Annotated in this window: 15 protein-coding genes and 1 other RNA gene; 10 read left to right on the top strand and 6 right to left on the bottom strand. The window is 61.9% G+C overall.

Translation table 11 applies throughout. The features are described 5' to 3' along the window. Positions 1–22 precede the first annotated feature (22 nt). From ACM62Q_RS11880 to fabG, 4 genes are read left to right on the top strand one after another with little or no spacing between them, the layout of a single operon-like run. Entirely contained in the window at positions 23–1,204 is a 1,182-nt protein-coding gene (locus ACM62Q_RS11880) for a beta-ketoacyl-[acyl-carrier-protein] synthase family protein (RefSeq protein ID WP_415036836.1), read from the top strand. Positions 1,205–1,218: 14 nt separating this feature from the next. Then, positions 1,219–2,028 (top strand): beta-ketoacyl synthase chain length factor, encoded by an 810-nt coding sequence (locus ACM62Q_RS11875; RefSeq protein WP_415036834.1) that lies wholly within the window; start codon positions 1,219–1,221, stop codon positions 2,026–2,028. After that, on the top strand, positions 2,022–2,459 hold the full coding sequence (locus ACM62Q_RS11870) for a 3-hydroxylacyl-ACP dehydratase (RefSeq protein ID WP_415036832.1): 438 nt from the start codon (positions 2,022–2,024) through the stop codon (positions 2,457–2,459). Before ACM62Q_RS11875 ends, ACM62Q_RS11870 begins: the two co-directional genes overlap by 7 nt. 5 nt (positions 2,460–2,464) lie before the next feature. Continuing rightward, a complete protein-coding gene (gene fabG, locus ACM62Q_RS11865) occupies positions 2,465–3,184 on the top strand; it encodes a 3-oxoacyl-ACP reductase FabG (protein WP_415036830.1) in 720 nt (239 codons plus the stop codon). Positions 3,185–3,199: 15 nt separating this feature from the next. Here fabG and ACM62Q_RS11860 read toward each other — a convergent pair whose 3' ends face one another. The 6 genes from ACM62Q_RS11860 to ACM62Q_RS11835 all read right to left on the bottom strand — a co-directional run bounded on the left by ACM62Q_RS11860 (position 3,200) and on the right by ACM62Q_RS11835 (position 10,022). Then, positions 3,200–4,399, bottom strand: coding sequence for a cation:proton antiporter (locus tag ACM62Q_RS11860; RefSeq protein WP_415036828.1), 1,200 nt, complete (start codon positions 4,397–4,399; stop codon positions 3,200–3,202). A gap of 3 nt (positions 4,400–4,402) precedes the next feature. Continuing rightward, a complete protein-coding gene (locus tag ACM62Q_RS11855) occupies positions 4,403–5,164 on the bottom strand; it encodes a glycosyltransferase family 2 protein (protein WP_415036826.1) in 762 nt (253 codons plus the stop codon). A 16-nt stretch (positions 5,165–5,180) separates the two neighbouring features. Beyond that, positions 5,181–5,930 (bottom strand): lysophospholipid acyltransferase family protein, encoded by a 750-nt coding sequence (locus tag ACM62Q_RS11850; protein ID WP_415036824.1) that lies wholly within the window; start codon positions 5,928–5,930, stop codon positions 5,181–5,183. Further along, positions 5,927–6,937, bottom strand: a complete 1,011-nt coding sequence (locus ACM62Q_RS11845) for a hypothetical protein (protein WP_415036822.1) — start codon at positions 6,935–6,937, stop codon at positions 5,927–5,929. The genes ACM62Q_RS11850 and ACM62Q_RS11845 overlap by 4 nt, the downstream gene beginning before the upstream one ends. Continuing rightward, positions 6,934–8,280, bottom strand: a complete 1,347-nt coding sequence (locus ACM62Q_RS11840) for an NAD(P)/FAD-dependent oxidoreductase (RefSeq protein WP_415036820.1) — start codon at positions 8,278–8,280, stop codon at positions 6,934–6,936. Before ACM62Q_RS11840 ends, ACM62Q_RS11845 begins: the two co-directional genes overlap by 4 nt. 92 nt (positions 8,281–8,372) lie before the next feature. Next, on the bottom strand, positions 8,373–10,022 hold the full coding sequence (locus ACM62Q_RS11835) for a B12-binding domain-containing radical SAM protein (RefSeq protein ID WP_415036818.1): 1,650 nt from the start codon (positions 10,020–10,022) through the stop codon (positions 8,373–8,375). A gap of 149 nt (positions 10,023–10,171) precedes the next feature. Between ACM62Q_RS11835 and ACM62Q_RS11830 the strand changes: the two genes are divergently transcribed. From ACM62Q_RS11830 to ssrA, 6 genes are all read left to right on the top strand, one after another. Then, positions 10,172–10,783, top strand: a complete 612-nt coding sequence (locus ACM62Q_RS11830) for a DUF2726 domain-containing protein (protein ID WP_415036816.1) — start codon at positions 10,172–10,174, stop codon at positions 10,781–10,783. A gap of 28 nt (positions 10,784–10,811) precedes the next feature. Further along, entirely contained in the window at positions 10,812–11,573 is a 762-nt protein-coding gene (locus ACM62Q_RS11825; RefSeq protein WP_415036814.1) for a hypothetical protein, read from the top strand. Positions 11,574–11,577: 4 nt separating this feature from the next. Continuing rightward, the gene (locus tag ACM62Q_RS11820) at positions 11,578–12,474 is read left to right on the top strand and encodes an MlaD family protein (RefSeq protein ID WP_415036812.1); all 897 of its coding nucleotides are present in this window, start codon (positions 11,578–11,580) and stop codon (positions 12,472–12,474) included. Further along, the gene (locus tag ACM62Q_RS11815) at positions 12,471–13,130 is read left to right on the top strand and encodes a hypothetical protein (RefSeq protein ID WP_415036810.1); all 660 of its coding nucleotides are present in this window, start codon (positions 12,471–12,473) and stop codon (positions 13,128–13,130) included. The genes ACM62Q_RS11820 and ACM62Q_RS11815 overlap by 4 nt, the downstream gene beginning before the upstream one ends. 14 nt (positions 13,131–13,144) lie before the next feature. Continuing rightward, a complete protein-coding gene (locus ACM62Q_RS11810; protein WP_415036808.1) occupies positions 13,145–13,687 on the top strand; it encodes a hypothetical protein in 543 nt (180 codons plus the stop codon). A gap of 9 nt (positions 13,688–13,696) precedes the next feature. After that, positions 13,697–14,026: a transfer-messenger RNA gene (gene ssrA / locus ACM62Q_RS11805) on the top strand. Positions 14,027–14,033: the final 7 nt, after the last annotated feature.

Here is a 14,033-nt window from a genome sequence, read left to right as displayed (position 1 = left end):
TACCCTCTGTTAGAATCCGGGCATGTTTTCCCCCTGCCAAATCACCGCCAGCACCCTCACCACCTGTCTCGGACGGGGCCGCGATGCCAACTGGCAGGCGCTGCGGCACGGTCGTAGCGGCCTTGCGCCGTGCCGCTTCGAAACGGTGCGGCTGCCGACCTGGGTCGGCGAAGTGGCGGGCGTGGACGACATCCGCCTGAGCGCTGCGCTGGCCAGCTACGATTGCCGCAACAATCGCCTGACGCAAATGGGCCTGGAAAGCGATGGTTTTGCCGCCGCCGTTTGCGCCGCGCGCGAGCGCTACGGTCCGGCGCGGGTTGGTGTTTTCCTCGGCACCAGCACCGCCGGCATCTTGCAGACCGAACTGGCCTATCGCCGGCGCGATCCGCAGAATGGCGCGCTGCCCGATGATTTCATCTATCGCGATACGCACAATTCCTTTTCGCTCGCCGCCTTTACCCGCGATTATTTCGCCTTGAGCGGTCCGGCCTTCGCCATTTCTACCGCCTGCTCGTCGAGCGCCAAGGTCTTTGCCGCGGCTGCCCGCCAACTGGCCGTTGGCAGCATCGATGCCGCCGTGGTCGGTGGGGTGGATAGTCTGTGTTTGACCACCTTGCACGGCTTTGCCTCCTTGCAACTGACCTCCGAACAGCCTTGCCGCCCCTATGATGCTGGGCGCAATGGCATTTCCATTGGCGAAGCCGCCGCTTTTGCCCTGCTCGAACGCCCGGGGGGTGCCGAGGGGGTGCGTTTGATCGGGGTTGGGGAATCGAGCGATGCCTATCACATGTCGGCTCCGCATCCGGAGGGACGCGGCGCGCGCCAGGCCATGCAGACGGCGCTGAGCACGGCGGGATTGTCGCCGCAGGCCATTGATTACATTAATTTGCATGGCACGGCGACGCCAGCCAATGATGCTGCCGAAGGCTGCGCGCTTGCCGCAGTCTTTGGCCCGCAGACGCCCTGCAGCTCGACCAAGGGAGCGACCGGGCATACCTTGGGTGCCGCCGGTGCCGTCGAGGCCGTGTTCTGCGCCCTGGCGCTGGAAAGCGGCTTCCTGCCCGGCAGCCCGGGGACGCAAAAACTCGACCCCGGCATTCCCCTCAATTACCTGTTGTGCGGGCAAAACGCGGCTCCGCGCACGGTCTTGAGTAATTCCTTCGGTTTTGGCGGCAGCAACTGCAGCCTGATTTTCGCGGTTTGAGGCGCTTCTTCGCCATGACGACGCCCCCGCCCTCACTTGCTGCCTGGATCGATGGCATCGCCTTGATTGCGCCCGGTCTGCCCGACTGGCCGCTGGCCTGTGCGGTGTTGCGCGGTGAGCAGCCGTATCAGCCGGCCCCCAGCGTATTACCGGCACCGAGTCTGCTGCCGAGCGCCGAGCGCCGGCGGGCCAGCCGTGTCGTCAAACTGGCGCTCGCTCTGGGCTTGGCCGCCTGTGCCGATGCCCAGGCAGATGCCGCGACCTTGGCCACCGTCTTTACTGCGTCCGGGGCCGATGGTCACAACTGTCACGCCCTGTGCGAACAGCTGGCGGGCGACGATCGGCAAATCTCGCCCACCCGTTTTCATAACTCCGTGCATAACGCGGCCGCCGGATACTGGGGCATCGCCACCGGGGCGACGGCACCCTGTCAGGTGATTGCCGGCTTTGACGCAAGTTTTGGCGCAGGATTGCTCGATGCCCTGGCGCAAGTGGCCACGCTGCAGGCAGCGGTTTTGTTGATCGCTTACGACAGCGAGTATCCGCAACCCTTGCACGCCAAGCGCGCGACACCGGATTGCGCCGGAGTGGCGCTTTTGCTCAGTCCGCAGCGCAATACCTCCAGCAAGGGGCAGATTACGCTGAGTTTGAGCGAAACCGCACCGCAGTGTTGCGCCGATTCCAGTCTGGAAAATTTGCGGCAAAATATTCCCGCCCTGCGCGCCCTGCCCTTGCTGCAACACGTGGCCGAGCGGCGGGCCGGGACCTGTGTGCTTGATTACCTGCCGCCCACCCAGCTCGCCCTGGGCTTTACGCCATGCTAGAGCAGGCCGCGATTGCCGCGCGTATTCCGCACCAGGGGCGTATGTGTTTGCTCGATTCGGTTTTGACTTGGGATGAGGCCAGCATTCACTGCCGGGCGACCAGCCACCGTGCGGCAGACAATCCCTTGCGCACGGCGGACCGTTTGGGGGCGGCGTGCGGCATCGAATATGCGGCGCAAGCCATGGCCGTGCATGGCGCTTTGCTCGCCCCGGCAAAGGCTGCGCCGCGTCCGGGTTATCTGGCCAGCGTGCGCAGCGTAGAGCTTGCCGTCGAACGCCTCGATGATTTGGCGCAAGCGCTCGACGTGTACGCCGAGCGCTTGTCCGGCGATGCAAACAATGTGCTTTACGAGTTTCGCCTCGAACACGCCGGGGCCTTGTTGCTCCACGGGCGGGCGGCAGTTTTGCTGGCGGCCACCGAAGGGGCATGAGAAGCATGAAACGCGCGCTGATTACCGGGGCCAGTGGTGGCATTGGCGCGGCCATCAGCCGCCGGTTGGCGGCCGAGGGTTATGCGGTGATCCTGCATGCCAACAAAAACCTTGCTGCGGTGCAGGCTTTGGCAGCAGAGATTCAGGCGCAGGGCGCTCAGGCCGAGCTTGCGTTATTCGATCTGACCCAGCGCGGCCCAACGGCAGCGGCGCTCGCCGCTTTGCTTGAAACGGGGGCGATTCAGGTTTTGGTGAACAATGCCGGCATCCACGACGACGCCGTTTTTCCCGGCATGCAGCCGGAGCAGTGGGATCGTGTGCTCGATGTGTCGCTCAACGGTTTCTTCAACGTCACCCAGCCGCTCACGCTGCCCATGCTGCGCACGCGCTGGGGGCGCATCATCAGCGTATCTTCGGTCGCTGCGCTGACCGGTAATCGTGGGCAGGTCAATTATTCCGCGGCCAAGGGGGCCTTGCACGCGGCCAGCAAATCGCTGGCGCTGGAGCTGGCCAGCCGGGGCGTGACGGTCAATGTCGTCGCCCCCGGCATTATCGAAACGCCGATGAGCGCCGGGCAATTCGATGCGGCACGCATCAAGCAGCTGGTGCCCGCGCAGCGCGCCGGTCGCCCGGAAGAAGTGGCGCATCTGGTGGCTTTTTTGGCCTCCGATGCGGCCGCTTACATTACCGGGCAGGTGATTTCGATCAACGGCGGCATGATCTGAGGTCCTTGCAAGGGATCAGGAAATTCGTCCCAGCAATTCCGGCCGCTGTTCGAGTTGACGGCTGACGCGGGGTACGGTGAGCATGGTGCTGGCCACGGCCATCAGCAAGAGCGCGGTAAAGGTATCGCTGGTGATGATGGCGCGGTCGAGCAGCACATTGGCAAAGATGATCATGATCAGCGCCTTGGTTTGCAGCAGCCAGCCGATGATATGAGCTTCGCCCGCTGCCCAGCCCAGGATGCGCCCGGCCAGGCGCACGCCGATCAACTTACCGGCCACCGAAGCAAACAGGAAGAGCGCCGCCACGGCGAACACCATCCCTCCACCTACACCCCAGTTGGTGCGCAAACCCGTGGAAAGGAAAAACACCGGCATCAGCGCCAGCAAAACGTAATGGCGCAGCAAATCCATGCGTTCCTGATTGAACCAGCGCGCTTCCAGCACGGCTCCGGCGAGGAAAGCGCCGACCATGCTGTGCAGCCCCGCCCAGTCGGCGGCAAAGCCGCACACCGCCAGCCAGATCAAGGCGAGATACCAGCGGTCGGCTTCGCTGACCCGCTGCATCAGGCGGCGGAATAGCCAGGCGACGAGCGTAAACAGCAATAAAAACAAAGCCTGCCGCCCGACCCGTTCCCAGTCGAGCAGGATCAGGGCGAGCACGCCCCAAATGGCGATGTCGTCCAGGCTGGCGTAACGCAAAATGCGTTGCCCGATGGGCTGGCGCAGGATGTCCAGCTTTTCCATGAGCAGGATGAGGATGGGCAAGGCCGTCACGGCGCAGGCCATGCCGACGCCCAGTACGAACTGCCAGGGACTGCCTTCGCTGCCCAGCCAGCCGGCACCGCCCAGAAGCAACAGCGCCGCCAGCGCACCAAAAACAAAGGGCATACCCAAGGCGAGCCCCGCCGTGATCGAGCTTTCGCGCCGATGCGCCCAAGCCGCCCCAAGGTCGAGCTCGATGCCGGCAATCATCACGAAGAGCATCACCGCCCACCAAGCCACACCGTTGAGCGACTGGATCACCGCCGGGGTGAACAAAAATTCGTAATAGGCCGGATAGAGCTGTCCCAGAACGCCCGGCCCGAGCAAAATGCCGGCCAGAATCTGCACGACGACGAGCGGTGCGTAGTAATCGCAGCGGCCCAGCCGCCAGATCAGCCAGGGCAGGGCAAAAATCAGGCTCATGGCGAGCAGGTAGCGTTCGCTGGTGGGCATGGTTCAGTTCGTTTTGCGGCGCAATAAGCGCTGAGGTAAAAGGCGGGGCAAGCGCCATAAAAAACCGAGGAATAGCCGGGTGTGCATCCAGGTGAGCAGGCTGTTGTCGCGTAGATAGCGAAAATGCGACACGCCGCCTTCCTCCGCGCTCAGGTAGCGCACCGGCGCGTCTTTGTTGATCGGCACGACGCCTGCCCAGCACAGGCGCACCACGGCTTCCGGATCAAAATCGAAACGCCGCATCCAGCGCCGTCCCTGCATGATTTTTTGCAAGGGGCGGATCGGATAGACGCGAAAACCATAGAGCGAATCGCCGATCCCCATCCACAGGGTTTCGAAATTGGCCCAGCCATTCGATACCTTGCGCCCATTGACGCGCAATGCCGGAGCCTCCGGCCCGAACACCGGCTTGCCGAGGATCATCGCCGCCGGTGCTGCCTGCGAAGCCGCCATGAAATCGGGAATCAGCGCCGCCGGGTGCTGGCCGTCGGCATCCATGGTCAGGACGTGGGTGAAGCCAGCCGCGGCGGCGGCTTCCAGGCCGGCGAGCACCGCCGCACCCTTGCCGCTGTTACGCGGCAGGACGATCAGATGCAGGCCGGGGTCGTTCGCCGCCAGCGCGTGCAGTGCGGCGGTGCTGCCATCGTCGCTGCCGTCATCGACCACCCACACCACCGGCCATTGCGCACGGGCCGCCTGCACCGTGCGTAAAACGGCGGGGCCGGGATTGTAGCTGGGAATGAGGACGAGGTGGGTGGTGGACATGGTGGGCAAAACAAAGTCAGTGAGATTCGGCGGGCAGTGGATTGCGGGCGCTGCGCAGGATGTTTTCCAGTCTGTGCGTCAGCGCCATGACCTCGCCTTCGGCAGGCAGGCGTTGCCCCAGGCGCAACTGGCAGCGTAGCGGCAGACAAGGCGGGCGGAACAGGGGCCAGCTCTTGCCCAGATAGGGGCTGGAAAACTCGATCAGCACCGGCTGCAGCGGCACCCCGGCGCGGCGGGCAATCAGCGCGGCGGTGGCCTGACAGGGGTCGAGCGGGAAATTGCCGGTGCGGCTGCCTTCCGGAAAAATCACCAGTTGCGCCCCTTCCTGCAGCGCCTGCCGGCTTTCCAGCACGACTTTGAGCGGCGCATCGTTGGCAATGTAGCCCGCCATACGCGCGCCGGCACCGAAAAGGATGTTGTCGAGCAGGCTGGCCTTCATCACGCAGACGGCATTGGGCAGGCGCGACAGGATGAGCACGGCATCGAGCAGTGAGGGGTGATTGGCGACCACCACCAGCGGCCCGGCGGCCGGCAAGGTATCTAGGGCCGTCAGATCAAAACGGCAGGCGCAGCAGCGTTCGAGAAACCAGAGATAGCTGCGAAAGCCGCGCTGGATCGCCAAGCGACCAAGACGGCGCGCCCGCTTTTGCGACAAGAAGGGATGCAGCACCAGGGCAAACGGCAGCCAACCCAGACAGGCCACGGCCAAGCCGCCCAGGCCAAGCAGCATCGCCAGCCGCGCATAGACGCGCCACATTAATTTCATGTCTGGTGAATGCCGGTGGCTTCGATCTCGACCAGAAGATCGCTGCGGCAGACGTCGGCTTCGATGTAACAGATGTCCGCCCTCCCCAGTATCGACGCCAGTACGCGGGCGACCAGCGGCTGCTCGGTGCCACGGCGGACATAGGCGCGATAGCAGAGCTCCTGGGCCTGGAAGGGGGCGCTGTGCGCCTGCCGGTTGGCCTCGGCCAGCACGGCGAGGATGTTGTTCAGGCTTTCTGCGGTTTGCGCCGCGACATCGCCGGTATGTACGGTCTGGTGGCCGAGGATGCTGGCGGTGCCGGAAATGAAAAGGATTTCCTGCCCCGGCGGCCGGGCCAGCATTGCGCGCGAGAAAGTCGGGCTCTTCGGGCCGTAGGCTGTGGGGTAGAAGTAGGCGCTCACTTGACGTGGGTTTTCGATCGCCACACCGGGGGTGTTGCCGGCCATGAAGGCGATGCTCAAAGGCCCTTGCGTGAGGCCCAGGGCGCAGGCGGCCGGCACCTTGCCGCTGAGTGCGGCCTGACAGGCAAGGAAGGCAGCCTGCCGGCCGCTGTTGAATTGCCGGTAGCGTTCCAGGCCATGTGTCTGTGTATTGATGGCGGCAAAGTAATTCCATACCCGCCACAGTTCCGGCAGCTGCTCCGCTGCCAGCAGGGCAAAAATTTGTCGGTAGGCACTTTCAGTAGCGGCCTGCAGAGGCGGAGATTCGCTGTGTGCAAACTCGGCTTCGTCCAGGTGGATGACGCCGTACAGAATATCGCCGCTACGCTGCCAGGTCAGATTGTTTTGCTGGCCGGCGCGGCAGGGAGGCTGACACTGCCAGAATTCCTGCCAGCACGTCGCCGAAGTGCCGAGCAGCCGCGCTGGCAAAATCTGCTCCGGCCACGCGCTTGGCACGCTGTGCGCCGTGTTCGGATGTAGACCAATACGCGCGCCACCCAGGATGGTTGCGGTTTCACGTGAAACCAGCGGTGCCTCCGGGCCGCCCGATAGCTGCAAGCCGCTCACTTGAAGGCCGCGTCGATGGCAATCAATTCCGGGTCGTCAACCGGCCGGATATTTTGCTGGCGTCGCCGCCAGGCTTGCCAGGCGCGTTTCGGCTGCACCAGGTTGGCCCCGTAATAAAGCAGCTTGAAGATCGTAATTGCCCGCCAGATCGGCGTTTTGCCAAAAATATCGCCGGCCAGCACGGAGAGCACGGCTTCTTTCACCCGCCAGCGGTTCTGCGGATACATGAAAAAATCGCGCATGATCGGGTTGGTCATGCGGTAAATGAACCAGGAAAAAGCTTTCGGCCCGTGCTGCATGCGCTCATCAAAGGTCTTGAGGGCGCGGGCGGCCTGCGCTGGCTGCGATAAACAGCTGTGTATGGCTTCCGCCGCCGCAACGGCGCTATTCATCGCCAGCAGGACGCCGGAAGAAAATACCGGGTCGATGAAGGCATAGGCATCGCCCAGCATGACGTAGTTGCGGCCGTGGTTGCGCTCTGAAACATAGGAGAAATTACCGGTGGCTTCAACCGCGTGCACCAGTTCGGAATCCTTGAGGCGCTCGGCGAGCAGCGGAACGCTGGCGATGCCGTCGCGCAGGAATTGTTCCAGACTGCGCTTGCCGCGCGTTTTCATGTGGTAGGGCCAGGTCACCATGCCGACACTGGTGACGTCGTTTTGCATGGGAATGAACCAGAACCAGCCGTGTTCGAACCAGTAGATGCTGATGTTGCCGGCATCCTGGCCGGGGTAGCGGCGGGCTTGGGAAAAATGGCCGTACACCGCCGAGCTGTTGTGCTTTGGGTTGCGGTGTTTGATGCGGAAGCGGTTGGCCAGAAAGGTATCGCGTCCGGAGGCATCGACCAGAAAACGCGCTTGCCAGATTTGGGTACGGCCGTCGTCGTGCTGCGCGCTGACCTGCACGCAGTCATCGGCCAAAAACTCCACGTCTTTGACGCGGCAGCCCTCGTGCACCTCGGCACCTTGGCGGGCGGCGTTGCGCAATAAAATGCTGTCGAACTCGGCGCGCGGCACCTGGTAGGCGTAGGGCATGGATTTGTCCCAGGCCTCGGCAAAGCGGAAGGCCTGCGGCTGCGCGTGTTGTGGTGAAATGAATTCTGCCGCGTGTTTTTCCATGCCGATGGCACGCACTTCATCGGCTACGCCCAGGCGTTCAAAAAGCGGTAAATTCGCCGGCAGCAGGGATTCCCCGATATGAAAACGCGGGTAACGCGTCTTTTCCAGCACCACCACCTTATAGCCTTGTGCCGTGAGCAGCGGCGCTACCGTCGCCCCGGCCGGCCCACCACCAATGACCAGTACATCGCATTGGCTGGGTCTTGCTTGTTCCGTCATTTGCATTGTGTCTATCGATCGTGCGCAGTTCTCTGGGGCGCAGTGAGTTCTCGTTATCGTGACTCGCGGCAGGTATCTGCCCGGCAGCGAGGCGGTGATTATACTGCCGATGCCGCCGTCTTAACCGTGGCCTTGCCGCAGCTTGCGCTGGCCTTGTCTTGCGCGACTTGCAGCATGATCTGGCGGCGCGACAGACGTTCGCCGGACATGGCGACACGATTGTCGATCTGCAAATCTTCCGAGAGCATCGGCAACAAACCCAGCGGCTGGCGCGGATGGCGGGCGAAATCGCGCCGGGCTGCTTCGATCTGCGCCTGATTGGCGCTGAAATAGCGTGCCGCGGCAATGGTTTGTGGCAGGTGGCGGACGATGTGCCACAGGCTCCAGCGGTGTTGCCAGAGGCGTTTGGCAAAGCGCCGGCGGTAGCCCTTGCTGTCGTAGAAACGGCGCACATGCCAGTTATAGAGTGCATCCATTTCTTCGCGCGAGGCAAAGCCCTCGGGCAGATAGACGAAATTCAGGCAGTTCATCAAGCGCCAGTCTTCGATCATCTGCCCGCTGGCACCGCTGACGCATTCCTCCCAGATCGGCGCGCCGTGCAAGGGGCTGAACTTGGTCATGTTCATTTCATCGAGATCGAGCGAGAGGATGAAATCGCTGGTCGTTTTTACCGTTTCCGGCGTTTCGCCGGGCATGCCAAAAATGAACAGCCCCTTGGCGCGCAGACCGGCGGCGTGAATCTGGCGTACCGTGTCGCGCACGGCATCCAGCGTGACGCCGGCTTTGTGGCGGGCCATCATTTCCGGATCGGCTGACTCGATGCCCATCGACACCATCAGCGCGCCGGCTTTTTTCAGCTGCGCCAGCATCTCGTCCGAGGTGTGGCCGGTGCGAATGGCGCAGTTGAACTGCACGCCCAGTGGTTTTTCGATCAACAAACGGCACAGGTCGAAGACGCGTTGTTTCTTGGCGGTGAATAAATCATCGTAAATATTGACGTGATACACGCCGAAACGATCGCGTAAATACTGCATGTGGCGGTAGATGTAATCCGCCGAATTGGTTTTGTACAAACGCTCGAAAACGGTGCGGTCGCAGAAGGAGCAGGTGTAGGGGCAGCCGCGCGAGGTGATCATGGTCGCCCCATGCTTTTGTGCGTAGGAAAAGAGCGGCAGATGGTAGTCGTGCGGAAAACCGGTAAGTTTTTCGTAGGCTGGAAAAGGCAGCTCGTCTAAATCGAGAATGCGGTCGCGGCGCGGGTTGACGCGGATTTTGCCGTGTTCGTCGCGCCAGATCAGATTGCCGATTTCGCCAAGCGCTTTGCCCTCGGCCAGATCGAGCAAAGCCCCCTCGCCCTCACCGATGACCAGTGCATCGATTTCCGGGAAATGCTCCAGCACCGGCGCACCGAGTGAAGAGACATGGACGTTGCCAAACACGATGCGAATCTGCGGACGTTTGGCGCGGATATAACGCGCCATATCCACCGCATCCATGAATCCCGAGGTCGTGGCAGAGAATCCGACCAGTTCCGGGTCGGTGGCCAGAATGATTTCGGCGTTGGCCTCGATGCCCGGCGGGGCGTAAGGGCCGAGACAGTCGTGCAGTTGCACCGGGTGACCGAATTTTTCCAGCCAGGAGGCCAGCTGTGCGATGCCAATCGGCGGCATACGGTTGGCGAAAACGGAAAAATCCGGTTGGCCCGGTACGAAATTGAAGCCGGCAGGGTGAACCAGGGTGATGCGCATGGGAAAATTCGCAGAAAAATCAAAGGCCGCAGGAAATATCCCTGCATTCTACCAAGCAGCTTTACGGGCTCGGCATTACGCCTGCATGGCATGCCGTTATAATGCAAGCCTCTGCGTCTTGCTGGTGCGCCTGTTTTTTAGAACCCATCATGGAAAATTTCGCTCTTCTTGCCGTTCTCGCTGCGCTCATCGTCGGCGGTTTGTTTCTGATGCTGCGCCGCTCGCCGAAAGACGCATCGGCCGAGCGCTTTGTCGAGCGGCGCAAGCACCCACGTTCGGTCGACACGGCATTTTCGCGCGCTCCCCAGGTGGCGAGCGATGCGCTCGATCCGCAAACCCGTTTCGTCGAACCGGCGCAGCGCAAACCCTATCGTCTGCTCAACGACAGCGAGCAGGAGCTCTACCAGCGCTTGTGCGAAGCCATGCCCAATATGCGGGTGTTTGCCCAGGTCGGGGTTGCCCAGCTGGCGCTGGCGCGCGGCCGGCAAGAAGCGCAGCGTTTGAATCGCATGGCCGGGCGCGGGGTGGATTTCGTCGTCTGCGACCATGATTTTTCCATCATTGCCGCAATCGAACTGGTCTGGCCTTCGGCGCTGCCGGAAAACGACAATGCCGAAGACGTCAAACGCGTCGCCCTGCAAAGTCTGGGCATTCCTTTGATCGTCTTTCACCCCAACAAACTGCCCGACGTCGATAGCATCAGCCGCGCCATCGCCGATGCCATCTTGCGCCGCAAACGTCTGGAAGCCGAGCGCGGCTAGGGTAGCGAGGTGTTTCCGGTGTGCCGCCATGTCTGAACTACTCAGCCACAGTTTTCCGGTAGGCCGCCATGGGGGTTGGCGTGCGCTCTTGTTCAATGCGCGGCGGTTGTCGTTGTTTTCTGCCCAAATTTTTCTTGCTGCGCTGACGCCGAGTTTTCATCAAAGTCTTTTGCGCCAGCGCACGGCGCAGGTTTTTTGTTGCAGCGCCTGGCAGACTTTACCGAGCTATCTTTTGGCCTGTGCGCTAATCAGCGCCGTGCTCACTCGTCTGCTGACCGTGAGTGCGGCGGGTTACGGCCTCTCGCATCTGGCGCTGGAAGGGCTGTTGCGGGTTTTTGTCGTGGAAATTCTGCCGCTGGCCGCCGCCTTGTTTGTGGCGGCGCGTGCGGTGCCTTTGAGTTTGCGCCATTTTGCGCAAGACAGCGTGCGTCGGCAGGCCAGTTTGTTCGATGTCCTGCCCTGTGTCTTGGGTAATGCGCTGGCGGTGGTCGTATTGGCGATTTTTGCCGGCGGTCTTTGCCTGCTCATTGCCTATCCGGTGGTGCATGGTTTCAATCCTTGGGCGCTGCCGGCCTATAGTCGCTTGATCGGGCAGGTGTTCGATCCGCTCCTGAGCCTGGTGCTGGGGGCGAAAATTTTTGCCTTTGCGCTGGCGGTCGGTATCGCCCCGGCCACGGCCGTGCTCGAAACCCGGCAAAGCCCGGCCAACCTGGAAATGCGTATCATGGTGCGGCTCTACCTGGCCTTGTTGCTGGTGGAGATTTTCTTTCTTGCCTTGCGTATCCTCTGAACTCATGCCGCATTCTGCACACGCCCCCACACCGAGTATTGCCCACGCCCAGACCAAGGCGGGGCTGTTGTTGTTGCTGGCGTTTGCGCTGTTGATCGCCTTCGTGCTTTACGTCATGCAGGCGCGCGGGGTGTTTACCGAGAATCAAGCTCTTTTGCTGGTGGCCGATAATGCCGAGGGCGTCAGCGTGGGCAGCGATTTGAGTTTTTCTGGTTTTCCTATTGGCCGAGTTGGGCGTATCGAACTGGCCGAAGACGGCAAAGCCCACATCCACATCGATATTCCGTTGGCGGATGCGCGCTGGTTGCGCACTTCGTCGATTTTTACCCTGGAGCGCAGTGTCGTCGGCAGCGCCAAGCTGCGCGCCTATAGCGGCATTCTCGATGACCCCGCCCTGCCCGACGGCGCGCGGCGTGAGGTTTTGATCGGCGATGCCGCATCAGGTGTGCCGGAGCTCGTCGCCACCGCGCACAAGCTCCTGGAAAACCTGGAACGGCTGAGTAACGCGGATTCGGCTTTGCAGCAAACCTTGGTCAATCTGCAGCAGTTTTCCGGCAATCTGAACGGCAAAAATGGTGCTTTGGGGGCGCTTCTGGGCAACGAAAAAGAGGTCGCCAAGGTCAGCGCCAGCCTGGAACAAACCCGTGCGCTCCTGGTGGACGCCCGGCGCAGCCTGCAAACCCTGGATGCGAGTCTGCAACAACTGCATCGTCTAGGGCAAAGCGCGCAACCCATCATGGCAGACGCCCAAGCCATTAGCGGCAATGTGCGCACGGCGAGCGAGGATTTGGCCGCCCTGCGTCAGGAAGTTGATCTCAATATGCAAAAGGTTTCCGGCTTGATCGATGAAATCAACCGTAAATGGCCGTTTGCCCGCGAACAGAAATTGCAGCTGCCATGAACCCCCGTTTTTTTGCCACCCGTTCGACTGCGCTTGCGCTGGGTTTGTTTTTGAGCGCCTGCGCCAGCCATCCGCCACCGCCCGAGTGGCTGCTCACGGCGCGCAGCGCCAGCGAACAGCACGCGCGACTTTATCTGGAAGGGCGCGACAAGTTGGCGCAAAGCGCACTGCAAAAAGCGCGCGAGGCGGTGTCGCGTACGGGCGACGCCAAGGCCATGGCCTATGTCGAGCTGCACGCTTGCAGTGTCAAAACTGCCAGCCTGTACGCTTTTGGCTGCCCAGATTTTGCCCCTTTGGCGCAGGATGCGGGGGCGGCGGAAAATGCCTATGCTGCGTATTTGCGTGCTGAAGTGGCCGATAGCGAGCTGAGTTTGTTGCCGCCGCCGCAGCAAATGGCCTGGAAAAACCCGCCGCAGCTTGGCGAAATCAGTGAGCCTTTGTCGCGCTTGTTGGCCGCCGCTGTTTTGCTGCAGGCGGGGCGTTTGCCGCCGGCAGGAATGCAGGTGGCGATCGACACGGCGCGGGCGCAAGGCTGGCGGCGTCCGCTGGCCAACTGGCTGCGCTTGGAGGAAGAGCGTTTGCGACGACAGGGGGAAGTGGCGGCGGCAGCGGCCATTGCCCGGCAGCTTGAGCGCGTTTTGCAATACCCGGAATGATTTTTCTACGGCTTATGAAAACACACACCGAAATTTGGCGCAGTTTGAGCGGTGTATTTTTCTCCTTTTTGCTCGCCGGCTGCGCCGTGTTTACCGATTCGGCGCTGCAGCCGGGGCAAGGCACGGCGGCCAGCGTGCAAGAGCGCATGGGGCCGCCGGCCATGCGCTGGACAGAAAGCGCCGGCGGCGAAACCTGGGTGTATCCGAGCGGGCCGATGGGTTACCACACCTGGTTTTTGCGCCTGGATGCGGCCGGGCGGCTGATCGAGCGCAAAAATGTGCTCGATGCCGCGCACTTTGCCCAAATCGCCGCCGACATGAGCGAAGACCAGGTGGTGCGCCGGATCGGCCCACCCCACCCCGCCTGGACGGTTTATTTTTCTGCGCGTAACGAACTGGTTTGGGAGTGGCGTTACTGTGACGATTGGAACGAACCGGCGCGTTTCAATGTGCTGTTTGATGCGACGACGCGGCGTGTGCGTTCGACTTACAGCGCGCCGGAAAAACTGCGTGCGACGTTCGATTTTCAACATTTGCCCCGCTGGTGCGGCCATTAAGCGGACAAAAGCATCGGCCAGACTTGAAATTTGCGGGGGCTATCCCCATAATCGAAAGCATGGTTGTAATTCCGGCAATCTGGAGGCGTTTTGGACAGGGGTTCGATTCCCCTCACCTCCACCCAAGGGCATTCGGCGAGTGTGTTTGGTTGGGGGTGTACTGGCTTCGACAGGGCGGGCAAAGGTGCGCAGGCAACCCGAAAGGCGACGAACGTAATTCGCGCAAAACCACAAACGCCAACGATGAGCGTTTCGCTGTCGCCGCCTAAACGGCACAGCTGGGGCCGCTGAAGCCTTATTACCCAAGACAGCCGGCGGGGACTTCGGTCCCCGTCGTCACGTTTAC

The sequence above is a fragment of the Azonexus sp. genome (assembly GCF_047638095.1).
Lineage (GTDB): Bacteria > Pseudomonadota > Gammaproteobacteria > Burkholderiales > Rhodocyclaceae > Azonexus.
This window is presented reverse-complemented; position numbering and strand designations above follow the sequence as displayed.